Source organism: Cupriavidus sp. 86D6 (genome assembly GCF_057815095.1).
Genome location: NZ_JBYPSB010000002.1, coordinates 538,564 through 561,573 on the forward strand (window position 1 = coordinate 538,564; position 23,010 = coordinate 561,573).

20 protein-coding genes and 1 tRNA gene are annotated in these 23,010 nt (G+C 66.0%); 14 read left to right on the top strand and 7 right to left on the bottom strand.

Annotated elements, in window-relative coordinates:
- Nucleotides 1-81 precede the first annotated feature (81 nt).
- Together AC3G88_RS07560 and AC3G88_RS07565 are read right to left on the bottom strand one after the other, a co-directional pair.
- Nucleotides 82-1,614: a sensor domain-containing diguanylate cyclase gene (locus AC3G88_RS07560; protein ID WP_488771176.1), complete on the bottom strand. Its 1,533-nt coding sequence runs from the start codon at nt 1,612-1,614 to the stop codon at nt 82-84.
- 121 nt (nt 1,615-1,735) lie between these two features.
- On the bottom strand, nt 1,736-3,223 hold the full coding sequence (locus AC3G88_RS07565) for an aminotransferase-like domain-containing protein (protein WP_488771177.1): 1,488 nt from the start codon (nt 3,221-3,223) through the stop codon (nt 1,736-1,738).
- Between the two features lie 179 nt (nt 3,224-3,402).
- Here AC3G88_RS07565 and AC3G88_RS07570 point away from each other — a divergent pair, with 179 nt between their 5' ends.
- From AC3G88_RS07570 to AC3G88_RS07580, 3 genes are read left to right on the top strand one after another with little or no spacing between them, the layout of a single operon-like run.
- Nucleotides 3,403-3,795: a hypothetical protein gene (locus AC3G88_RS07570; protein WP_488771178.1), complete on the top strand. Its 393-nt coding sequence runs from the start codon at nt 3,403-3,405 to the stop codon at nt 3,793-3,795.
- Complete coding sequence (locus AC3G88_RS07575) at nt 3,779-5,401, top strand: NAD(P)/FAD-dependent oxidoreductase (protein WP_488771179.1); 1,623 nt, start codon at nt 3,779-3,781, stop codon at nt 5,399-5,401. Before AC3G88_RS07570 ends, AC3G88_RS07575 begins: the two co-directional genes overlap by 17 nt.
- 2 nt (nt 5,402-5,403) lie before the next feature.
- Nucleotides 5,404-5,976: a DUF1415 domain-containing protein gene (locus AC3G88_RS07580; protein WP_488771181.1), complete on the top strand. Its 573-nt coding sequence runs from the start codon at nt 5,404-5,406 to the stop codon at nt 5,974-5,976.
- 33 nt (nt 5,977-6,009) lie between these two features.
- Here the strand turns inward: AC3G88_RS07580 and AC3G88_RS07585 are convergent, their stop codons facing one another.
- Nucleotides 6,010-6,867, bottom strand: a complete 858-nt coding sequence (locus tag AC3G88_RS07585) for a class I SAM-dependent methyltransferase (protein ID WP_488771182.1) — start codon at nt 6,865-6,867, stop codon at nt 6,010-6,012.
- Nucleotides 6,868-7,094: 227 nt separating this feature from the next.
- Here AC3G88_RS07585 and AC3G88_RS07590 point away from each other — a divergent pair, with 227 nt between their 5' ends.
- The 4 genes from AC3G88_RS07590 to AC3G88_RS07605 all read left to right on the top strand — a co-directional run bounded on the left by AC3G88_RS07590 (nt 7,095) and on the right by AC3G88_RS07605 (nt 10,348).
- On the top strand, nt 7,095-8,708 hold the full coding sequence (locus AC3G88_RS07590; protein WP_488771183.1) for a flagellar assembly protein A: 1,614 nt from the start codon (nt 7,095-7,097) through the stop codon (nt 8,706-8,708).
- A gap of 306 nt (nt 8,709-9,014) precedes the next feature.
- The gene (locus tag AC3G88_RS07595) at nt 9,015-9,446 is read left to right on the top strand and encodes a response regulator (protein WP_488771184.1); all 432 of its coding nucleotides are present in this window, start codon (nt 9,015-9,017) and stop codon (nt 9,444-9,446) included.
- A gap of 129 nt (nt 9,447-9,575) precedes the next feature.
- Nucleotides 9,576-9,962 carry a hypothetical protein gene (locus AC3G88_RS07600; RefSeq protein ID WP_488771186.1) on the top strand — a complete coding sequence of 129 codons (387 nt, stop codon included), beginning with the start codon at nt 9,576-9,578 and terminating at the stop codon, nt 9,960-9,962.
- A 5-nt stretch (nt 9,963-9,967) separates the two neighbouring features.
- Nucleotides 9,968-10,348, top strand: coding sequence for a hypothetical protein (locus AC3G88_RS07605; protein ID WP_488893254.1), 381 nt, complete (start codon nt 9,968-9,970; stop codon nt 10,346-10,348).
- Between the two features lie 79 nt (nt 10,349-10,427).
- Here AC3G88_RS07605 and AC3G88_RS07610 read toward each other — a convergent pair.
- Together AC3G88_RS07610 and AC3G88_RS07615 are read right to left on the bottom strand one after the other, a co-directional pair.
- A tRNA-Thr gene (locus tag AC3G88_RS07610) sits at nt 10,428-10,503 on the bottom strand.
- 308 nt (nt 10,504-10,811) lie between these two features.
- Complete coding sequence (locus AC3G88_RS07615; protein ID WP_488893255.1) at nt 10,812-11,873, bottom strand: porin; 1,062 nt, start codon at nt 11,871-11,873, stop codon at nt 10,812-10,814.
- A 689-nt stretch (nt 11,874-12,562) separates the two neighbouring features.
- Between AC3G88_RS07615 and AC3G88_RS07620 the strand changes: the two genes are divergently transcribed.
- The 6 genes from AC3G88_RS07620 (at nt 12,563) to AC3G88_RS07645 (ending at nt 18,245) form a co-directional block, all read left to right on the top strand.
- Nucleotides 12,563-13,399 (top strand): NAD-dependent epimerase/dehydratase family protein, encoded by an 837-nt coding sequence (locus AC3G88_RS07620; protein ID WP_488771190.1) that lies wholly within the window; start codon nt 12,563-12,565, stop codon nt 13,397-13,399.
- A 15-nt stretch (nt 13,400-13,414) separates the two neighbouring features.
- Entirely contained in the window at nt 13,415-14,308 is an 894-nt protein-coding gene (locus AC3G88_RS07625; RefSeq protein WP_488771191.1) for an SMP-30/gluconolactonase/LRE family protein, read from the top strand.
- A 127-nt stretch (nt 14,309-14,435) separates the two neighbouring features.
- Nucleotides 14,436-15,386, top strand: a complete 951-nt coding sequence (locus tag AC3G88_RS07630) for a TRAP transporter substrate-binding protein (RefSeq protein ID WP_488771366.1) — start codon at nt 14,436-14,438, stop codon at nt 15,384-15,386.
- A 31-nt stretch (nt 15,387-15,417) separates the two neighbouring features.
- Nucleotides 15,418-15,990, top strand: coding sequence for a TRAP transporter small permease (locus AC3G88_RS07635; protein WP_488771192.1), 573 nt, complete (start codon nt 15,418-15,420; stop codon nt 15,988-15,990).
- The gene (locus tag AC3G88_RS07640; protein WP_488771193.1) at nt 15,981-17,264 is read left to right on the top strand and encodes a TRAP transporter large permease; all 1,284 of its coding nucleotides are present in this window, start codon (nt 15,981-15,983) and stop codon (nt 17,262-17,264) included. The genes AC3G88_RS07635 and AC3G88_RS07640 overlap by 10 nt, the downstream gene beginning before the upstream one ends.
- Nucleotides 17,265-17,321: 57 nt before the next feature.
- The gene (locus tag AC3G88_RS07645) at nt 17,322-18,245 is read left to right on the top strand and encodes an aldose 1-epimerase (protein ID WP_488771194.1); all 924 of its coding nucleotides are present in this window, start codon (nt 17,322-17,324) and stop codon (nt 18,243-18,245) included.
- A gap of 102 nt (nt 18,246-18,347) precedes the next feature.
- On the opposite strand, the gene AC3G88_RS07650 is transcribed toward AC3G88_RS07645, so the two are convergent.
- Nucleotides 18,348-19,364: a class 1 fructose-bisphosphatase gene (locus AC3G88_RS07650; protein ID WP_400395670.1), complete on the bottom strand. Its 1,017-nt coding sequence runs from the start codon at nt 19,362-19,364 to the stop codon at nt 18,348-18,350.
- An 88-nt stretch (nt 19,365-19,452) separates the two neighbouring features.
- Nucleotides 19,453-22,146, bottom strand: coding sequence for an aminopeptidase N (gene pepN, locus AC3G88_RS07655; protein WP_488771195.1), 2,694 nt, complete (start codon nt 22,144-22,146; stop codon nt 19,453-19,455).
- 182 nt (nt 22,147-22,328) lie between these two features.
- Between pepN and AC3G88_RS07660 the strand changes: the two genes are divergently transcribed.
- A complete protein-coding gene (locus AC3G88_RS07660) occupies nt 22,329-23,000 on the top strand; it encodes a DUF4136 domain-containing protein (RefSeq protein WP_488771196.1) in 672 nt (223 codons plus the stop codon).
- Nucleotides 23,001-23,010: the final 10 nt, after the last annotated feature.

Here is a 23,010-nt window from a genome sequence, read left to right on the forward strand (position 1 = left end):
CAAACCGCGCAAACCGCGCAAACAGGAACCGGCAGATGACTGCCGGTTTTTTTTCGTCCTGGGGTTTGTCGTCCGCAGCCGTCAGTGCAGATCGGATTCGGGCTGCCGCCGCTCGTTGCCCAGTTCCGCGTAGTGCGCCCGCTTGGCCTCGTACATGCGATGGTCGGCCAGCTTGACCGTGTCGGTCAGCCGGTCGCCCTGGGCGCACGTGGCCGTGCCGATCGAGAACGACAGCCGCGCACCGGGGTAGAACTGGTTGTTCAGGACCACCACTTCCTGGATCTGCTCGACCACGGTCGCCGCGCCGCGTTCGTCGCGCCCAGGCAGCAGCACCATGAATTCGTCGCCGCCGGTGCGGGCCACGCAGGCCTGCTCGCCCACCGCCTTCTTCAGCACCTCGCCGGTGCGGCGCAGCAGCGCGTCGCCATCGCCATGGCCAAACTGGTCATTGATGGCCTTCAGGCCGTTCAGGTCCACCGCCACCACGCTGACCGGCCAAGGGCCCTTGCGGCCCAGGCGGGCCAGTTCGTCCTCGTAATAGGCACGGTTGTAGAGCTTGGTCAGCACGTCGTGCTTGCCCAGGAACTCCACATACGCCTCGGCCTTCTTGCGCGCAGTGATGTCGGTCAGCGACACCAGCACCTGGTCCCAGTCGGCCTCGCGGCCCGGGAACACCGACCACTGCATGAAGACGTCCACGGAACGGCCGTCCAGCGCGTAGTTGATGACCTCGCGCTGCTGCCAGAGCTTTTCGTGCCACAGGTCGATCAGCTGCTCGGCAAAGTGGATGCGCATGTCGTCGCGGAACACGTCTCCCAGGCGCGACAGCAGGATTTCCTTGCTGGGCGCGCCGAACATCGTCAGCGTCTGCTGGTTGACGTCGAGCACGCGGATTTCCTGCATGCAGCGCGAGACAAAATCGGGATGCACGTTCAGGAAGGTGCGGAAATCGGTGATGCCGGCCGCGCGCACTTCGTCCAGCAGCATCTTCACGGCGCTGAAGTCTTCCACCCACAGCGACACGGGCGAATGCTCGAACAGCCCCACCGCATATTGCTGGGCGCGGCGCAGGTCGCGCTCGGTGCGCACGCGGGCCGTGATGTCTTCGATCGACAGCAGCACGCGCGACCAGTCGGCCTCGTGGCCGGGCATGACCGTGGCTTCCAGGCGGATGTCGAGCCGTTCGCCGTCCAGCGTGTAGTTGACGGTCTGGCTGGAAAAGTGGTTGCCGCCGTCCCAGAGCTGGCCCAGTTCCTCCACGTGCTGGTCGAACATGTCGTCGCGGAACACGCTGTCGAGGTTGGCCACCAGGTCGGCCAGGTCGCTGGCGCGGAACAGGTCCAGCGTGCGCTGGTTCACGTCGAGCACGCGGATCAGCGCCGAGCAGCGCGCCACTTCGGCGGGGTTGTCGCGCAGGTGGCGACGCAGGTCGGTCACGCCATCGGCTCGCAGTTGTTCAAACGCCCGGCGCACCGCGCTGAAGTCTTCCAGCCAGAGCGACACGGGCGCCAGCTGGAACAGGGTTTGATAGTCGTTGTCGAGCCGCGAGGCGGCGGTTGCGTGCCCCAAGTTGTTCTCCCTTTTTGTGATGGATGGCGTACCGCGCACTAGCATAGGCGAGCGCGCACCGCTTGTGGGGAGAAATCTAAAGAAACGGCGATGTATCCGATGTGGATGTGGCTGGCGCGCGCCAGGCGCCGGCGGCTGCCGCCCAGCCAGTCGGCCACCCAGGCTGTCAGCCCGCCAGCCGGCGCGCCGCCGCGGCCACGGTGTCGAGCGCGCGCTCCAGTTCCGGCGTGCGCAGGTTGCCGCAGTTCAGCCGCAGAAAATGGTTGAAGCGGTTCGAATTGGAGAACATGGCGCCCGGCATCACGCGGATACCGTCGCCGATCACCTGCTCGAATACGGCCTCGGACGACACGCCGCCCGGCATTTCCACCCACAGGTGCAGGCCGCCACGCGGCAGCGTGAGCCGCGTGCCGGCCGGAAAGGTGGTGGCTACCCGCTGCGCCATCCATTCGCGCTGCACGCGCAGTTGCGTGCGCAGCCGCCGCAGGTGGCGGTCGAACGCGCCGGTGCCCATGTACTCGGCCACCGCGATCTGCGTCAGCATCTCGTTGGGCCGCGACAGGCCGAATTTCAGCATTTCCACGCGCGCCTGCCACTTGCCGGCCGTGATCCAGCCCAGCCGCATGCCGGGGGCCAGCACCTTGTGCAGCGACGCGCAGTGGATCACCGTGCCGGTGGTGTCCCACGCCTTGGCCGCTGGCAGCGGGGCATCGTCGTCGAACGTGGCCGAACAGCAGTCGTCCTCGATCATGGCGATGCCGCGCGCGGCGCACCACGCCACCAGCCGCTGCTTGTGCGCGTCGGGCATGACGCAGCCGAGCGGATTCTGCAGGTTCGGCACCACGCAAACGGCCTTGATGTTGGCATAGGTCTGGGCGGCCAGTTCCAGCGCCTCGAGCGAGATGCCGGTCTGGGGGCTGCACGGGATCTCCAGCGCGCGCATGCCCAGGCTTTCCAGGATCTGCAATAGACCGTAATAGGTGGGCGATTCCACGGCGATCACGTCGCCGGGGCCGGCCACCGCGCGCAGGGCCAGCGTCAGCGCCTCGGTGGCGCCGTGCGTGACTACGATTTCCTCTGGCGAGACGTTGATGCGCGACCGCAGCGCGTGACGGGCCAGCGCCGCCCGGAAGGCCGGATGCCCATCGGAATCGACCGATGTGCCGAACAGTTCCGGGTAGCGGCGCAGGGCCCGCGTGGCCGCGTTGCGCAGCGCATCGGTCGGGTACAGCTCGGGCGCCCCGCAGGCGCCGCCCAGGTTGATCCGGTGATGCTTGCTGCGGGCCAGGATGGCAGAAATGCGCTGGTGGATGCCGACGTACTGCGCCGGATCGGGCAGGCCGGGCACCGGCTCCTCGATAGGCGCCAGGGCCGGTTGCGCCGGCGCGCAGACGAAGTAGCCCGACCGGGGCCGCGCTTCGAGCAGGCCGGCCGCCTCCAGTTCGCGGCATGCCTGCAGCGCGGTGGACAGGCTGACCGCGTGCAGCCCCATCAGCGCCCGCACCGACGGCATGCGATCGCCCGGCACCAGCGTGCCCGCCGAGATCGCCTGGCGATAGTGGCCCGCCAGCTGCTGGTAGAGCGGGCCGGATGCGTGCGGCGGGACGGGGCGGACAGCGGAGGCTGGCGCGATGGCAGGGGCAACGATGGACATGGCGGCATCTTCGCGCGGGCGCGACGGTTGGAACAGATACAGATGGTACGCCGCTGTATCGTAACAGCGCCAAAGTTTTGCATCTGTTCTGGTCGAGGGGGCGGACGCTTGTGCCTGTTGGCCCGGCAGGCGCGCCGATACGCTGGTGGCACGTTCTTCATTTGCCAAGGAGTGCCGCCATGTCATCCCCCGAGACGATTTCCGGAGACGTCCAGACCCTCTTCCTGGCTGCCGGCCAGTGCCTGAGCCTGCACCTGAAGGCCGGCGCGGTGGTGCATGTCCAGCAAGGCCGGGTGGCCATGGCGGGCGCGCCGCGCTGGCTGGCCGAACAGGTGTGCCGGGTGCCCCGGCATCTGTGCCCCGGCGGTGTCTGTGTGACGGATGCGGCAGGTTGGCACCAACTGGTGGCGCAGGGGCCGGTGCAGTTGCGGATCATGACGCCGGCGCCGCGCCCGGGCCTATGGTCGCTGCTAAAATCGCGGCTCGGCCGTTCTGGCCTCCTGCTGGGTAACGCCCGGCCACCAGACATCCAGGCCGCAGAAGAATCGGTACCCCATGCTACGTCTCAGTGAAGTCAAACTGCCGCTCGACCACGTCGAGAGCGACCTCGAGGCTGCCGTGCGCAGCCATCTGGCCCAGATCGGTGTCAAGGGCGACGGCCTTGTCGGATTCACGGTGTTCCGCCGTGCGCACGATGCCCGCAAGCGCGACGATATCAAGCTGACCTACATCATCGACATCGAGGTCAAGGACGAGGCCGCCGCCGTCAAGCGCATGCAGCGCAAACCGAACTGGAGCGTCACGCCGGACATGGCGTATCACTTCGTGGCCAGGGCGCCCGAAGGCGGCCCGAAGTCGCGTCCGGTGGTGATCGGCCTGGGGCCGTGCGGGCTGCTGGCCGGACTGCTGCTGGCGCAGATGGGCTATCGCCCGATCATCCTGGAACGCGGCAAGGAAGTGCGCGAACGCACCAAGGACACCTTCGGCCTGTGGCGCAAGAGCGTGCTGAATCCGGAGTCGAACGTGCAGTTCGGCGAGGGCGGCGCCGGCACGTTTTCCGACGGCAAGCTGTACAGCCAGATCAAGGACCCGAAGCACTACGGCCGGAAGGTGCTGCAGGAATTCGTGCGTGCCGGTGCGCCCGAGGACATCCTCTACAAGGCGCGGCCCCACATCGGCACGTTCCGGCTGGTGAGCATGGTCGAGAAGATGCGCGCCGAGATGCTGGAACTGGGCGCGGAAATCCGCTTCGAGACGCGCGTGGACGATATCGACATCGACAACGGCCAGGTGCGCGGGCTCAAGCTGTCCAACGGCGACTACCTGCCGTGCGACCACGTGATCCTGGCCGTGGGCCACAGCGCACGCGACACGTTCCACATGCTGCATGACCGGGGCGTGTTCATGGAAGCCAAGCCGTTCTCGCTGGGATTCCGCATCGAACACCCGCAGGGCCTGATCAACCGCAGCCGCTTCGGCAAGTTCGCGGGCAACAAGCTGCTGGGCGCGGCCGACTACAAGGTGGTGCATCACGCCAGCAACGGCCGTGCCGTGTACAGCTTCTGCATGTGCCCGGGCGGCACCGTGGTGGCCGCGGCGTCCGAGCCGGGGCGCCTGGTGACCAACGGCATGAGCCAGTATTACCGCGCCGAGCGCAACGCCAACGCCGGCATCGTGGTGGGGATCACGCCCGAGCAGGATTTCCCGGGCGGCCCGCTGGCTGGCATCGCATTTCAGCGAAAGTGGGAAGAGCGCGCGTTCGCGCTGGGCGGTGGCGACTACCGCGCGCCGGGCCAGCTGGTGGGCGACTTCATTGCCGGGCGTGCGTCCACGGCGCTGGGATCGGTCGAGCCGTCGTACAAGCCGGGCGTGACGCCCACGGACCTGAGCACGTCGCTGCCGGACTACGTCATCGACGCGATCCGCGAGGCGCTGCCCGAGCTGGACAAGAAAATTGCCGGGTTTGCCATGCACGATGCGGTGCTGACGGGCGTGGAGACGCGTACGTCGTCGCCGCTGCGCATCCGGCGCAATCGCGACGACTACCAGAGCATCAACGTGCGCGGCCTGTATCCGGCCGGCGAGGGCGCCGGCTATGCGGGCGGCATCTATTCGGCGGCCATCGACGGCATCGAAGTGGCCGAGGCCGTGGCGCTGCACATCGAGAACGGACAGTGACGATGCCCGGGCAGGCCGTCGGCCCCGAAGACGAGCGCGTCGTCGCCGACGTGCGCCACTGGCTCACGCGTGCCGTGATCGGCCTGAACCTGTGCCCGTTCGCCAAGAGCGTGCATGTGAAGGGGCAGGTGCGGTATGTGGTCAGCCAGGCCACGCGCGACGAGGACGTGCTGGACGACCTGGAGCGCGAACTGCGGGCGCTGGCCGAGGCCGATCCGGAGCAGGTGGATACCACGCTGCTGATCGTGCCGCACGCGCTGGCCGATTTCCTGGCCTACAACGACTTCCTGTATTTCGCGGACCGGCTGCTCGGCAGCCTCCGGCTGGAAGGCACGCTGCAGATCGCGAGCTTTCACCCGCAATACCAGTTCGAGGGCACCGCGCCGGACGATATCGAGAACTACACGAACCGGGCGCCGTATCCCATTCTGCATCTGCTGCGCGAGGACAGCATCGCCCGCGCGGCGGAGGCTTTCCCGGAGGCCGAGGACATCTACGAGCGCAACATGGAAACCCTGCGCCAGCTTGGCCACGCGGGGTGGCTCAAGTGGATGGCGGGCCAGAGCGATCTCTGAGCGGGCAATCGTCGCGGCGTTGCGCGCGCCCGCTTACTCCGACGTGGCGGGCGTGGCGGACGTGTCGGGGGTGAAGAATCGGTCGCTCAGTTCCTCCAGCCCGACGGACTCCAGCACCTGCTGCAGCCGCTCGGCCGGCCGGCGGCGCGGCAGGTCCTTGTACTGGGCAATGATCAGTTCGTTCTTCATCGAGTGTTCCCAGCCCACCAGCTCCGTCACGCTGACCTGGTAGCCGTGCGCTTCCAGCTGCAGACAGCGCAGCACGTTGGTCAGCTGGCTGCCGAATTCGCGCGTGTGCAGCGGGTGGCGCCAGATTTCCGTCATCGGATTGCCCGCAAGCAGCCGGCCCTTGTGCTTGCGCAGCACCGCTGCCACTTCAGCCTGGCAACACGGCACCAGCACGATATGCTGCGCGCGCTTGGCCAGCGCGAAGCGGATGGCATCGTCGGTGGCGGTATTGCATGCGTGCAGCGCCGTGACGACGTCGACCGTCTCCGGTAGCGCCGGCGATGTGATCGAATCGGCCACGGACAGGTTCAGGAACGACATGCCCGGGAAGCCAAGGCGTCTGGCCAGCTCGGTCGAACTGGTGACCAGCTCCTCGCGCGTCTCGATGCCGTAGATATGCGAGCTGTCTTTCAGATCCTTGAAGAACAGGTCGTAAAGGATGAAGCCCAGGTAAGACTTGCCGGCGCCGTGGTCCACCAGCGACACGGCGCCTTTGGCGTCCTTTACCTCGCGCAGCAGGGGCTCGATGAACTGGAACAGGTGGTAGACCTGCTTGAGCTTGCGGCGGCTGTCCTGGTTCATCTTGCCGTCGCGCGTCAGGATATGGAGTTCCTTGAGCAGCTCGATGGACTGGCCGGGACGGACTTCGTGGGTGCTGGACATCGGGGGAACTGGGGCTGTGGAGGCTGCGGAAAGGCCGACAGTTTACCGAAAACACCGTCGAAACACCCGCACCCCACTTTTGTGGGCTAAAGCTCACTCGCGCGCCTGCCGTTAAACCTTCGATCACGACAAGCAGAGTTGGCGCAGGTACGGCCGTCCAAGCGGAAGGACCCGGGGCACGAAACCCAGCCGGCATGGCGCCATGCAGAACGAGAAAGCGGGGAGCCATGAACGCGGACGTGGGATTACGCCTGGAACTCAACCAGCCGGGCGATCAGGTGAGGGCCTGCTTTACGCCGGAACCGGGCCGGCTGCCGCCCGACCGGGCGGCGCTGGAAGCATCGCTGGCCGAGCACGGCTGGCAGGGGGCGCGCCTGGACCAGGCGGCCGTGACCGGCTTTCTGACCCAGTGCCAGCTGACCGACCGCGAAATCGACGCGGTGATCGGCACGGTGCTCGATGGCGCGTTCGAACTGGAGATCTCCGCCGACAAGCTGCAGCTCCTGCTGACGCTGATGCCGCCCGAAGGCGGCCGCAGCATCGAGGAAAGTGATATCGCCGCCGCTGCGGCATCGATGGGCGTGGTGGCGCTGCTGGATTCCGCAGCCATTGGCGTGGCGCTGGAGGCCGGCAGTTGCGAAGGCCGCGAGATCGCACGCGGCGTGGCGCCCGTGCAGGGCGAAATGGCGCGCTTCGACAGCCTGGTGCAGCAGAAACGACCGGCACAGGCCGACAACGAGGACGAGCGCGTCGATCTGCGCGACCTTGGCAACCTGCTGCTGGTGAATCCCGGCACGGCGCTGATGCGTCGCACCCCGGCCAGGTCCGGCAAGGACGGCATGGACGTGCTGGGCAAGCCCATTGCGGCCGAGCCCGTGGTGGACACGCCCTATGCGGCGGACCTGACCGGTGTGGCCGCCGACCCCAACGACCCGAACCTGCTGCTGGCGGTCATCGCCGGATCGCCGCGCGTGCTGCCCAATGGCGTGATCGTCAGCCCGGTGGTGGATGTGGATGCGGTGGACCTGCATTCGGGCAACGTCAATTTCGATGGCTCGCTGCGTGTGTCGGGCGATATCCGCACCGGCATGTCGGTGCGTGTCACGGGCGACGTGGTGGTGCAGGGCACGATCGAGGCGGCCCATGTGGAAGCCGGGGGCGACGTGATCGTCAAGGGCGGCATCATCGGCAAGGCCGACTCTGCTCATGGCGGCGACCCCAACGAGGTGGCCAGCGTGCGTACCAGGGGTGCGGTGCACGCGCGCTATATCCAGAATGCGATCGTCGAGGCCGCGACCGAGGTCGTGGTCGAAAGCGGCATCCGCCAGAGCGATGTGTCGGCGGGCCAGCGCGTGGTGGTGGGCACGCCCACGTCCCAGGGCAGCATCAGCGGCGGCCGCACGCGCGCGCTGCAGTCCGTCAGCGTGGCCACGCTGGGCGCCCCGGCAGGATCTGCCACCGCCGTGCAGGTTGGCCTGAACCCGTTTGCGGACCAGCAGAAGGGCGAACTGGAAGCGCGCCGCCGCAAGGTGCTGGACGACCAGGCCAAGCTGCAGCAGCTGGTGGCCTTCTTTGCCAAGAATCCCGAGCGCGCGCAGGGCGACGTCCGCGAGAAGGCACGCGCCACGATGTACAAGATCAACCGCGACCTGTTCGAACTCGATGCCGACATCGCCAGGCTGGCCGAGCAGATCAAGCCGTCGGACGACGCCGTGATCGCCGTGGGCCGCCGCATCCATGGCGGCGTGACCCTGCAGGTGGGACACAAGGTGCTGAAGGTCATGGAAGACAAGACCGGCGGCCAGGTGCGGGTCATCGAAGACCGGATCACGGTGACCTGATCCTGCGGAAAGCGGGCCGGTTGCCGAGGGCTGGCCGCCGGTTCGGCATTGCGGTCCGGGGGCCGGATATGACGGGTGTCGTTACGGTGAGGCGTGACACGTTACGTTGCCCGTAACATCGTGGCGCCATCACACAGGGCGCCTTGAATGCCGTGCGATGGCGCGCACTGCCGCCGAATCCTTGCCGCGCGTAGCATTTCAGCCAATTTTGCAGTTGCACGTGCGGCGCCGTGACGGACAGATATTGTCTGGCACGCCGTTTGCTCGGTCTCCCATATCAAAACTAGACACCGGGGGAAACGCAACATGACCGCACTCGTGATCGAAGACCAGCCGCTGGTACGTCTGGGCATGCAGGGATTGCTGGAACGGATACCGGGCGTCGGCGCCGTGCGGGCCCTGGACCCGGCCGGCATCCTGGCGCTGGAGTCAGGCCTGGAGACGTCCATCGTGGTCTATGGCATGTCCGGCGACAGCAGCGACAACTGGTACCTGCTGCGCCAGCTGCATCAGGCGCTGCCCCACGCGCGCATCCTGCTCCTGTCCGACAACATGTGGCTGCGCGTGCCCGCATCGCTGGAAACGTGCGGCGTTGTGGAGCACCTGCCCAAGTCGGCGTCGATCGAGCGCATGGAAGCAGTAGTGTTGCAGATGCTGGGCTGCGATGGATTCCTGCCGATGCGCGGCAGCCTTCGTGACGCATGGCAACCGGCCTACCATCCGCGCGTGGCGTCGTAACAGGCCGGCAGCGTCGCTCGAAATGTTATTGAGACGAATCCGATTTCACTGACGCCCCGGTTTTTCGTGGCGTTTCGTGCCTAGAATTTCGGTCATCCAATCCGGATAGCCAGCGACAAGGAGGACGCGATGACGGGAATGGTGAGGGACGCAGCGGTGGCTGCAAGAGCGGATGTGGATGCGGCCGGCACCGTGACGCGGTCGTCCGCATTGTCTTACCTGCATGGTGACGCGCCGCGCGAACCCCGGCGCGGCAATCCGCGCGACGCGGCGGCGCTGGAGGCATTGCATCTCGATGCCGCGGATGCACTGCTGCGCCGACACGGGCGCGCGCTGTCGGATTGTCAGGTATCGCGCGAATGCGCCGGCCTGGACGCGGAAGACGATGCGGTGCTCTACGTGGTGCAAGTGGGGGAGGGCATTGATACCTACACGCTGAACGAGACACTGACCGCGCTGCAACTGGCGCGCGGCCTTACGCCTTCCGCGCAACTCGACGTCGTATTTCAGCCATAAGTGTGGTGGCGGGCGACATGCTCCGGTGCGCGGGTGTCATCGCCGAAGCCGCGCATGGCGAAGCCAATTTCCGGTCGGCCATCAGCCGCTGCTACTTCGCGGCCTATCACGCTGCCTATGCATGGCATTGCGCGTTGCCTGCGCCGGGTAGCGGCGGCTTCCGCAAGACTGGCAAGCACGAGACGCTGGTCAATCAGCTATACCATCCGGGTGTGCGCCGTGAGCACCCGGGCTATTGGCGATCGATCGCCTTGGCGCGGATGCTTAATCGCGGCAGGCTGCTGCGCCTGCAGGCGGACTACCGGATCGAATCCAATGTGGATCGTGAGCAGATGATGGGGGCTGTGGCCAACGCGTCGATGATCGTCAGGCAGTGCGGCGGGTGACGGCGGCGCGGCAAGCCCCAAAGCGAAAGCCAAAGCAAAAAGGGCAACCCGAATGGGTTGCCCTTCCTACTTCAAGTGATGGTGCCGGAGATAGGAGTCGAACCTACGACCTTCGCATTACGAATGCGCTGCTCTACCAACTGAGCTACACCGGCGAATCCTGACTTGTAAAACCTGTTCCTATCGCTGCGATTCGCGCTGTTGCTGCGTTTGCGTCGAATCGGATAGAGCCAGCGATAATATCAGCGACTCCCGGGTTTGTGAAGCCCCTTGTGCAGGTTTTTTATCGAATCCTGCCAGCGGGGGCTGCCCGGTACGCCGCTGTCGCAGCCGGCAGTGCGCGGCGACAACAGGCGCAAGGATCGCACAGGCGCGGCCGATGGCTTGGCGCAAAAAAGGGGCGAAGCTGCCCCCTGTTCCCGATTGACCCGGCACCCGGCGGCGACCGGCGGCGACCGGGCGATCAGAACTTGTGGCGCAGGCCGGCCATCACGCCCACGCGGCTGCCGTGGCCGTAGAACGGCGTCTGGAACGTCGGCTGCGCGCCCAGCGTGCGCCACGCGTCGGTCAGCGACGTGTAGTCGGCTTCCAGGTAGACGTCGGTGCGCTTGCTGAACGCGTAGTCGAGCATCATCGCGCCGGTGAAGCGGTTGCCCGAATCGCCGGCATGCTTGAGGTGGTCGTAGGTGCCGAGGGCGATCAGCGACCATGCCGGATTGAACTGGTACTTGGCGCCCAGGTAGCCGGCCTGGTTCTTGTAGCCGGCGTTGTCGACGTTGCTGTTCGTGTAGCCAAGATAGATCGTGGCCGGACCTGCGGTGTAGGTGCCGCCGAGCGTCCAGACCTTCTGGTCGCTGTTCGGCACGGTCACGCCGTAGTAGCTCGTGGTGTCCTTCATGATCTGGTAGCCGCCGGCCACCATGAACGGACCCGTCGCGTACGTCAGGCTGCCGCCTGTCGACGACGACCGCGCCACGCTGCCCGGTTGCTCGCCGAAGGCGTGCTGGGCTGCAATCGTAAAGCCGCCAAATTTTCCGGCGTACTTGACCATGTTGTCCTGACGGACGCCGCCGGTGTAGTTGCCGCCCTGGAAGCCAACGATGGCAAGGTTGGCCAGCGCCATGGCGTCGTAGCTGGCGATGACCTCGTGGATCACCGTGAATTGCCGACCCAGCGTGATGGTGCCGAAGTCGCCCTGCATGCCGACATAAGCCTTGCGGCCGAACAGGCGGTTGCCTTGCAGGCTCTGCCCGGCATCGGGCGAGAAGCCCGATTCCAGCACGAACAGCGCCTGGTAGCCGCGCCCCAGGTCTTCCACGCCGTAGAGGCCCCAGCGGCTGCCGGTCAGCACGCCATCGGTCATCTGCACCTTGCCGTTGCCGGCAGCACTTTCGTTCGAGGTGTAGCGGATCGTGGTGTCGACGATGCCGTAAAGCGTGACGTTCGACTGGGCCTGGGCCGGTGATGCGGCACCGATGGCGGCTAGGGCTGCTGTCGTGACGAAGGGCGCAAGGGCTCGCTTCATGATGTGTGTCTCCATCCTGGCTATTGATTTCGTTTTTGCTGCGGAAGAGCCGGTGCCAAATGCTTGTTCGACTTCTGGCCGAAGTGGATCGGCTCGTGCATTGCCCTCACCGGCTGGCATGGGAGGCGCGCAGGGAAGTCACGCGCCGGGCGCCGGGACAGGCAGTCCAGATCGATTGGGAAAGGCAATCGGTGATCTGATGTCCTATGACATCGTACCTTACAGAAAAATAACGAAGCAAGACATACGACCAGACATTGGGTGGATCAGCAACACTGGCGCGCCATATCAAATACCCGTTCAATCGGTTGCAATGGGGGTGCAGTCCAGATTTATGTATTGGCTTAATTTGCATTGCAGCAAATCGCTGTCCGTTTCACGCAAGTTATTCACGTTCAACGGGAAAGCGTTTGCTATAGCCGCACGAGGCAAATCCGGCGGGGCGATATTGATGCGCTGAAAAACTGGTTTTCACACGTTTGCGTGAAAAGAACCCGCACAGCAGCAATTAACGTCTGCATGTATGGAGCTTAAAACTTCTAGGGATTTTACCGAGACGATATTACCTTGACCCCAATCGGGCAGACGATTAGATTCCAGTTGCGTTGTATGACGACAGATCAATAACACCCTAATCAGTCATTGGCGCGCGTTGAGTTGGATCCCGCGCACCTGTGCCGCCCGACACCATGTCTCAGACCTCCAAAGACCCGCTCGACGGCGTCACCACCCGTTGCCATCGCCTTCTGCTGACCGGCGCCGCTGGAAATCTCGGAAAAGTTCTACGTGATCGGCTCAAGCGTTATGCCGATGTGGTGCGCGTGTCCGATATCGCCAGCCTGGGCGACGCCCGCGAGCAGGAAGAGGTGGTGACGTGCGACCTCTCGGACTCCAAGGCTGTGCATGCGCTGGTGGAAGGCGTCGATGCGATCGTCCACCTTGGCGGGGTGTCGGTGGAGCGGCCGTTCGAGGAAATCCTGCCCGCCAACATCCAGGGCACGTACAACCTCTACGAAGCGGCACGCCGCCACGGCGTGCGCCGCATCGTGTTTGCCAGTTCGAATCACGTCATCGGCTACTACAGGCAGGGCGAAGTGCTCGATGCCGATACGCCGCCCAGGCCCGATGGCTACTACGGTGTCAGCAAGGCGTTCGGCGAGCAGCTGGGCAGCTTCTACAGCGACCGCTACGGCATCGACACCGTGGCGTTGCGCATCGGTTCGTCGTTCCCCGAGGCCAAGGATCGCCGCATGATGGTGACGTGGCTGGGCTACGACGACCTGGAACAGCTGATCAAGCGCGCCATCTTCGTGCCGAAGGTTGGCTTCCTGATCGTCTATGGCGCTTCGGCCAATCGCGACAGCTGGTGGGACAACAGCAAGGCCGCGCGTCTGGGATTCAAGCCCGTGGAGTCTTCCGAGCAGTTCCGCGCCAAGGTGGAATCGGTGCCGCCGCTGCCGGCCGACGATCCGGCCGGTTGGTACCAGGGCGGGGCCTTCGTCAAGGCCGGCCCGTTCGGCGACTGAGGGGGCCCGCACGCGATGACCGACACCTTTGAGCGGATTGGCGACATGCGCTGCGGCGTGGGCGAAAGCCCCGTCTGGCATGCATCGGAAGCCGCCCTGTACTGGACCGATATCCCGAATCGCTCGCTGTGGCGCTTCGATCCGGCCAGCGGCCGCATCGACCAGTGGGCCGTGCCCGAGATGGCCGGCTGCATGGCCATGACCGCCGACGGCGGCTGGCTGCTGGCGATGGAGACCGGCATTTTCCGGATGGGCCGGCTGGTGGCGGGGCAGCCTGCACCCGAGGCCCGGCGCGTGGCAGCCGTGGCGCATGCGCGTGAGGGCATGCGGTTCAACGATGGCCGTTGCGACCGGCAGGGCCGCTTCTGGGCCGGCACGATGGTGATGGACATGTCGCTGGCCGCCACCGACGGCAAGCTGTATCGCTTCGACGCCCGCACCGGCGCGCTGGACGTGATCCGCGACGAGATGATCACGCCGAACGGCCTGGCCTTCAGCCCTGATGGCCGCACGATGTACGTGTCGGATTCGCATCCGGCCCGGCAGGCCGTGTGGGCCTATGACTACGACATCGACACCGGCGCGCCGTCCAACGGCCGGGTGTTCATCGACATGAACCGCTACCCCGGACGGCCCGATGGCGCGGCTGTCGATGCCGATGGCTGCTACTGGATCTGCGGCAACGATGCCGGGCAGGTGCATCGCTTCACGCCCGATGGCCGGCTGGACCGCAGCCTGGCGGTGCCGTTCGCCAAGCCCGCCATGTGTGCGTTCGGCGGCAGCGGCCTCGATACGCTCTATGTGACGTCGATCCGCACCGATGACACCGATCCGCTGTCCGGCGCGGTGGTGGCGCTGCGCCCTGGCGTGCTCGGCACGCCCGAGCCCGTGCTGCGTGACGGCTCCTGATCCGAAGACGGCGCGTCGAGCCGGGCGGGCCGGGCAATGTGTTGACTTGAACGACAAATAACTGATAACGCTGGAGGCAAGACACATGTTTCAAAAACACTTCGCACGTACCCGCCTGGGTACCCTGATGGCCGCACTTGCGACAGCCGTGGCGTTGCCGGTCGGGGCGCACGCCGCGGATTTCCGCTCCGCCGACATTCACCCCGACGACTACCCGACCGTGCAGGCCGTGCGCTACATGGGCGACCTGCTCAAGCAGCGATCGAACGGCAAGATGTCGATCAAGGTCTTCGCGCAGGGCGCGCTGGGCAGCGAGAAGGACGCCATCGAACAGACCAAGATTGGCGCGCTGGCGATGGTGCGCGTGAACTCGGCCGCGATGAACAACATCTGCGAAGCCACCATCGTGCCGACGATGCCGTTCCTGTTCCGGTCCACCGACCACATGCGCCACGTGCTGGACGGCCCGGTCGGCGAAGACATCCTGAAGTCGTGCGAAAAGAACGGCTTTATCGGGCTGGCCTGGTACGACAGCGGCTCGCGCTCGATGTACACCACCAAGCGCCCCATCAAGACCCTGGCCGACGCCAAGGGCATGAAGATCCGCGTGCAGCAGTCGGACCTCTGGGTGTCGCTGCTCGAAGCCATGCATGCCAATGCCACGCCGATGCCGTGGGGCGAGGTCTACACCGCGCTGAAGACCGGTCTGGTCGATGGCGCCGAGAACAACTGGCCCAGCTACGAAAGCTCGCGCCAGTTCGAAGTGGCCAAGTATTACTCGCTGACCGAGCACTCGATGGCGCCTGAAATGCTGATGTTCTCGAAGGTCGCCTGGGATCGCCTGTCGAAGGAAGACCAGGCCATGGTGCGCCAGGCCGCCAAGGATTCGGTGCCTTACATGCGCAAGCTGTGGGACGAGCGCGAGCAGAAGTCGCGCAAGCTCGTCGAGGCTTCGGGCGTGCAGATCATCCAGGTGGACAAGGCCTCGTTCCAGGCCGCGATGAAGCCCGTGTACGACCGCTTCATCACCAGCGCGCAGATGAAGGACCTGGTGCGCCGCACGCAGGAAACGAAGTAGACCGCCGACCTCAGGTTGCAGGGAGTCCATCATGCTTTCGCCATCTCCCACGCCGGCCACGCCGGCGGATGGCGTGCGCGAGCCCGCCGCTGACGCGGGCGCCGTGCGCGCCCCTGTTTACACCCGGTTCTGCGCCGCCCTGGCCCGTGCCTGCCTGGGCCTGGGCGTGTTCGGCCTGCTGCTGCTCGTGGTCGCCGTCCTGTACCAGGTCTTCGGCCGCTACGTGCTCAACGACACGCCCACCTGGGCCGAATCCATCGCCATGCTGCTGGTGCTGTATGTGACGATGCTGGGCACCGCCGTGGGCGTGCGCGATGCCGGCCACATCGGCCTGGAATCGCTGCTGGTCCTGCTGCCCGATCGGCTGCGCACCAGGCTGGAGATCCTGATCCATGTGCTGGTGGGCGTGTTCGGTGCCGTCATGGCCTACAACTGCGCGTTCCTGGCGCATTCGGTGGCGGACTACAAGCTGCCGACGCTGGGCATTTCCGAAGGCTGGCGCTATCTGCCGCCGGTCATTGCCGGCACGCTGATCGTGCTGTTTTCGATCGAACACATCATTGCAGTGCTGAAAGGCACGGAAGTGGAGCCGGCATGGCACTGATCATTCTTACCGTCTGCTTCTTCGGCTTCCTGATCCTGGGGGTGCCGGTGGCATTCGCCATCGGCCTGTCGGCCGTGGCCACCATCCTCTACGAAGGCCTGCCGCTGGCGGTGGTGTTCCAGCAGATGACCTCGGGCATGAACGCGTTCTCGTTCCTGGCCATCCCGTTCTTCATCTTCGCCGGCGAGCTGATGCTGTACGGCGGCATTGCCGACCGCATCGTCAACTTCGCCAAGTCGATGGCCGGCCATGTGCGCGGCGGCCTGGGCATGTCCAACGTGGTGGCCTGCACGCTGTTCGGCGGGGTGTCCGGGTCGCCGGTGGCCGACGTGTCGGCCATGGGCGCGGTGATGATCCCGATGATGAAGCGCGAGGGCTATCACGCCGACTACGCCGTCAACGTGACCACCCACGCGGCGCTGGTGGGCGCGCTGATGCCGACCAGCCACAACATGATCATCTACACGCTGGCCGCGGGCGGCAAGGTGTCGATTGCCGCGCTGATCCTGGCGGGCGTGCTGCCGGCGCTGATCCTGACGATCTGCAACCTGGCCGCCGCGTACTTCGTGGCGCGCAGCCGCGGCTATCCGTCCGGCAAGTTCCCGGGCTGGGAGATCGTGGGGCATTCGCTGGCCGCCGCGCTGCCGGGCCTGTTCGTGGTGGTGCTGATCCTGGCCGGCATCCTGTCGGGCGTGTTCACGGCCACGGAATCGGCCGCGGTTGCCGTGCTGTATGCGCTGACGCTGACCGTGTTCCTGTACCGCTCGCTGACGAAGGAACAGTTCGTCAAGGCCGCGGCCAAGGCGGTGAAGACCACCGGCGTGGTGCTGCTGCTGATTGGCATTTCGGCCACGTTCGGGTACATGATCAGCCTCTACGGCGTGGCGGAACTGACCGGCCAGTTCCTGAGTTCGGTGTCCACCAGCCCATGGGTGATCTTCCTGATGGTGAACCTGATGCTGTTCGTCCTGGGCACGTTCCTGGACATGGCGGCCACCATCCTGATCTGTACGCCGATCTTCCTGCCGATCTGCATGCACTACGGCATGAGCCCGGTGCAGTTCGGCATGCTGATGCTGATCAACTGCGCGCTGGGGCTCAACACGCCGCCCGTGGGCACCACGCAGTTCGTGGGTTGTGCGATCGGCGGGGTGTCGGTGGGGCAGGTCATGCGCACGATCTGGCCGTTTTACGGTGCGCTGGTGGCTGCGCTGCTGCTGGTGACCTATGTGCCGGCGTTCTCGCTATGGCTGCCCGACGTGCTGCTGAAGTAGGCGGTGTTTCCCCACTCCTGCGCGCAGGAGTGGGGCGTCGAGACGTTGAGGACTGACATGCCCTGGCTTGCACCTGGCCCCCTTCATACGCTGCACGCGGGCGCGCATACGCTGACGGTGGCGCCCGCCGCCGGCGGGCGCATGGCAACATTCAGTACCGCGCGGGCCGACGGCCATGTCATCGACTGGCTGGCGCCCATGCCCTGGCAGGCGCTGGAACAAGGCTTTGACGGGTTCCAGTGGCCCAAGGCCGGCAGCTATCCGTTGCTGCCGTTCTCGAACCGCATTCGTGAGGGCCGTTTCCGCTGGGACGGGCGCGATATCGATCTGCCCGCGCATCCGGGGCAGGCCCATGCGATGCACGGGTTCGGTCATGCGCGCCCCTGGACCGTCGTCGAACAGGGTCGCGACCGCATCGTCATGGCGCTGGTACATGCGCCAGCGGGCGGTGACTGGCCCTGGGCGCTCACTGCCTGCCAGACGTTGCGGCTGACCGAAGATGGCCTCGATGCCGAGCTGGCCATCCGTAATGATGGCGAAACGGCTATGCCGGTGGGCGGCGGCTTTCACCCGTTCTTCGCGCGCTTGCCCGGCATGCGGCTGCAGTTCGATGCCATGCATAGGTGGCCGGCGGATGCCGGTGGCGTGGCCACAGGGCGTACCGTGGTGGGGAATCGCGAACGGTTCCTGCGCGAGCGCCACCTGCCCGATGCCGATCTGAGCGTCTATTACAGTGGCTGGAGGCGTGCGGCGACGCTGAAGCGGCCCGATGGCGCCGCGCTGACGCTGCGCGCCGGCGATGGGCTCGATCACCTGGTGCTGCACGCACCGGGCGGCTGCGATTTCGTATGCGTGGAGCCGGTGTCGCACGTGGCAGATGCGGTCAACCTGTCAGCGCGTGGCTGGGAGGGCACGGGGCTACGTCGCCTGGCGCCGGGCGACACGGTCGCATGGCGCATGCAGTGGCAGGTTGCTCTCTGACCGCCGCCGGAAGCCAGGGGCAGAGGGGTGCGGAAAAGCAAAAGACAAACAGGGCGCCGGGGCGCCCAGTTTGCGTGGAAGTTTCCGCCGCGATGCGGCGGATCAGGCCTTGCTGGCCGCTTCCTGGTGGTAGCGCGTCACGCGCTCCACTTCGTTCTTCGAGCCCAGGATTACCGAAACGCGCTGGTGCAGCTTGGTCGGCGTCACGTCCAGGATGCGCTCGTGGCCGTTGGTGGCCGCGCCGCCGGCCTGCTCGACCAGGAACGCCATCGGGTTGGCTTCGTACATCAGGCGCAGCTTGCCCGGCTTCTCGGGCTCGCGCTTGTCCCACGGATACATGAAGATGCCGCCGCGCGTCAGGATGCGGTGCACATCGGCCACCATCGACGCGATCCAGCGCATGTTGAAGTTCTTGCCGCGCGGGCCATCCTCGCCGGCCAGGCATTCGTCGATGTACTGGCGCACCGGCGGTGCCCAGTGGCGCATGTTGGACATGTTGATCGCGAATTCCTTGGTGTCTTCCGGGATCTTCACGTCCGATTGCGTCAGCACGAAGCTGCCGGCCTCGCGGTCGAGCGTGAACATGTGCACGCCGTTGCCCACGGTCAGCACCAGCGTGGTCTGCGGGCCGTACACGGCATAGCCGGCCGCCACCTGGTGGGTGCCGGGCTGCATGAAATCGCTCTCGGTGACGGTCTCGCCCGGCTTGTGCATGTGCAGCACCGAGAAGATCGTGCCGATCGACACATTCACGTCAATGTTCGACGAGCCGTCTAGCGGATCGAACAGCAGCAGGTATTCGCCCTTCGGGTAGCGGTTCGGGATCTCGTAGAACGAATCCATTTCCTCGGATGCCATGGCCGCCAGGTGGCCGCCCCATTCGTTGGCGTCCAGCAGCACTTCGTTGGCGATCACGTCGAGCTTCTGCTGCGTTTCGCCCTGGACGTTGCCGGTGCCGGCCGAGCCCAGCACGCCGGCGAGGGCGCCCTTGCTGACGGCGTTGGAAATGGCCTTGCAGGCGCGCGCAACCACCTCGATCAGCAGCCGGAGTTCCGGCTGGATCGTGTTGTGCTTGCGCTGCTCCTCGACCAGATAGCGGGTGAGGCTGATGCGTGTCATGGTGGGTTCTCCTTGGATGGCCGCCATTCTACAGGGCCGGCGCTGCGAACAGGCCGTTTTCGGCCCGTCGAGCGCCTTCGCAGGCACATCAGCTTGCCAGCGCCTTGCCGACGATCTCGCGCACGTCGCGCGACAGCGTGGGCGCCGCCGCCACCCGTTCCAGCGCCGCGCGCATGCGGTCGCGCAGCGGGATCTCGTACTTTTGCCAGCGGTCCATCACCCGCGCCAGCCGAGCGGCCACCTGCGGGTTGATCGCGTCGAGCGCCAGCACCTGGTCGGCCCAGAACGCGTAGCCCGAGCCATCGGCGGCATGGAACTGGGCCGGATTGCCCGAGCAGAAGCTGAAGATCAGCGACCGTGCCCGGTTCGGGTTGCGCAGGTTGAAGGCCGGATGCTCCATCAGCGCACGCACCGTGTCGATCGTGCGCTTGCCGGCGTGCGGGCCCACCTCGCCGCGCTGCATGCCCTGCAGCGAGAACCACTTGTCGATGACCAGCGCGTCGTCCTCGAACCGCTCGTAGAAATCGGCCAGGGCGTGCTCGCGGCCCGGCGCGAAGCTGTTGACCAGCGCCGAGAGCGCGGCAAAGCGGTCGGTCATGTTGTCGCTCTGCTGGTAGTGCCGGTCGGCCAGCGCCTGCATGTCGGCGTCGCCGCTGTCGGCCAGGTAGCCCAGCGCCAGGTTGCGCAGTGCCCGCTTGGCCATGGACGCGGCATCGGGGCTGTAGTCGCCTGGCGTGGCATTGGCCTGGTACGCAGCCAGCCATTCGGCCTTGAGCGCGCGGGCCAGGCCTTCGCGCATGAACAGGCGGGCGCGATGGATCGCGGCCGGATCGGCCACGCCCATGCGCTCGGCCAGATAGGCTTCGGCCGGCAGCATCAGGGCTTGCTCGCGGAATGCGGGGTTCAGCGATCCATCGGTCAGCACGGTCCGGAAGGCCGCCACCAGCGCCGGATCCAGCTTCAGTTCGCGCTGGGCCTGCACGTCGCCCACCAGTTGCAGCAGGGCGCGCGTGGCCAGGCGCTGGCCGGCTTCCCAGCGGTTGAACGCGTCACTGTCGTGCGCCAGCAGGAAGGTCAACTCGGCATCGGAATATTCGTAGTCGACGATCACCGGGGCCGAAAAATTGCGCAGCAGCGACGGCAGCGGGGGCCTGGCGCCCTTGGGCAGGCCGACGAAGCGGAAGGTCTGCTCGGCCTGGGTGAAATCGAGCACGCGCGTGGTGCCGGCCGCCTGGGTTTCGCCGTCGAGCTGCAGCGGCAGGTCGTTGCCCTGGGCGTCGATCAGGCCCAGTGCGAACGGGATGTGAAACGGCTGCTTGTCCGGCGTGCCGGCCTTGGTTTCGATGCCCACCTTCGGGCAGCTCTGCGTCAGCGTCAGCGCCAGCGTGCCGGCGGCGCCATCCCATTGCGTCCGGGCGGTCACCACCGGTGTGCCGGCCTGGCTGTACCAGAGGCCGAACTGCGTGAGGTCGCGGCCGTTGGCGTCGGCCATGGCGGCGCGGAAGTCGTCGCAGGTCACGGCCTGGCCGTCATGGCGCTGGAAGTACAGGTCCATGCCGCGGCGGAAGCCGTCGCGACCCAGCAGGGTCTGATACATGCGCACGACCTCGGCGCCTTTCTCATAGACCGTGACCGTGTAGAAGTTGTTGATTTCCTCGTAGCTGTCGGGACGCACCGGATGGGCCATCGGGCCGGCATCCTCGGGGAACTGCACCTGGCGCAGCACGCGCACGTCCTCGATACGCTTGACCGCGCGGCCCGATTCCGAGCCCATCATGTCGGCCGAGAACTCCTGGTCGCGGAACACGGTCAGGCCTTCCTTGAGCGACAGCTGGAACCAGTCGCGGCAGGTCACGCGGTTGCCGGTCCAGTTGTGGAAGTATTCGTGCGCCACCACCGATTCGATATTGGCGAAATCCACGTCGGTGGCGGTCTGCGCATTGGCCAGCACGTACTTCGTGTTGAAGATGTTCAGACCCTTGTTCTCCATCGCGCCCATGTTGAAGTCGCTGACGGCGACGATCATGAAACGGTCGAGATCCAGTTCCAGGCCAAAGCGGCGCTCGTCCCAGCGGATCGAATGGATCAGCGAATCCATGGCGTGGCGCGTCTTGTCCAGGTCCTGGGGCTCCACCCAGACCTGCAGCAGCTTCTCCTTGCCCGACGCCGACACGATCTTCTCTTCGATGCGTTCGAGCTTGCCCGCCACCAGCGCAAACAGATAGGACGGCTTGCGGAACGGGTCTTCCCAGACGGCTTCGTGGCGGCCGTCCGGCAGGTCGGCCTGCGACAGCAGGTTGCCGTTGGACAGCAGCACCGGGCAGGCGGCGCGGTCGGCGCGCAGCGTCACGCGGTACGTGGTCATCACGTCCGGGCGATCAAGGAAATACGTGATGCGGCGGAACCCTTCGGCTTCGCACTGCGTAAAGAAATTGCCATTGGAGACGTAGAGTCCCGATAGCGTGGTGTTGGCGGCCGGGTTGCAGGCCACCGTGATCTGCAGCGTGCCCTGCGCCGGCAGGCCGGTCAGCGTGAGCGTGTCGGCTTCGGCGTGGTAGGTGGCAAGCGGCTGGCCGTCCAGGGTGATACCGATCAGTTCCAGTGCTTCGCCGCTGAGTACCAGCGGGGCATCGGCGGCGCCGGTGCGCTGCAGCTTCAGCGTGCTGGTGACGAGGGTGCGCTGCGGGTCGAGGTCGAGCACCAGATCGACATGATCGATGGCAAACGCGGGCGGAGTATAGTCCTTGCGATAGACGGTAACGGGCGTGTCGGTACGCAGCATGGGGAGATCCTGTCTTCGGGTGACCGGGGGCGGCGGGCCGTGAACGGTGACAACCGGCCCTGAAGCCCCCATTGTAGCCAAGCGGTTTCAGGCCTGCGTCGCGTTGGTGCCGGCGTGGGAATTCGGCTGCCCCGATCGTGTCTGAGGAAACGTGACCGAATCAAGAATAACGAGGTGTGACGATGTGGCAAGCAGCGGTTTCATGGGGAAAACGGCGTGGGCGGGGGGGCCTGGGGGTGCTGGCGGCGCTCGCCGCGCTATGGCTGGCCGGTTGCGCCAGTACCGTCACCACCGAGGTGACCGCGTTCCGCGACGCGGCCTGGACCAATGACGCGCCGCGTACCTACGCATTCGACCACGCACCGCAGCAGGATGCGCAGCTCGATCGCCAGACTTACGAACTGTGGCTGTCCCAGGCCCTGTCCGGCGTCGGCTTCGAGCAGGCGCCCCCCAGACAGGCCCGGTACCTGGTGACGATGGACTATGACGCCGCGCCCGGCTTCGTGCGGGTGGCGGAAACCGTCTATCCCGATCCCTGGTATGGCCCGTGGGGCCCGTACTGGGGGCCGTACGGCGGGTATCGCCCGTGGGGCCCGTATGGCTGGGGCCCGGGCTACTGGCCGCCGCAGACCGTGGTGCGCGATGTGCCGGTGACGTTCTCGAACCTGCGGGTCTTCTTCAAGGATGCCGCCAGCGGCAAGCGGGTCTACCAGGTGACGGCGCGCAATACCACCGAGGGCGGCGACCTGGCGGCCGTGATGCCCTACATGATCCGCAGCGCGTTCACTGATTTCCCGGGCGAAAGCGGACGACCGCGGCGCATCACGCTGGAAGTCCAGAAGGACCAGAAGTAGCGAAAAACCG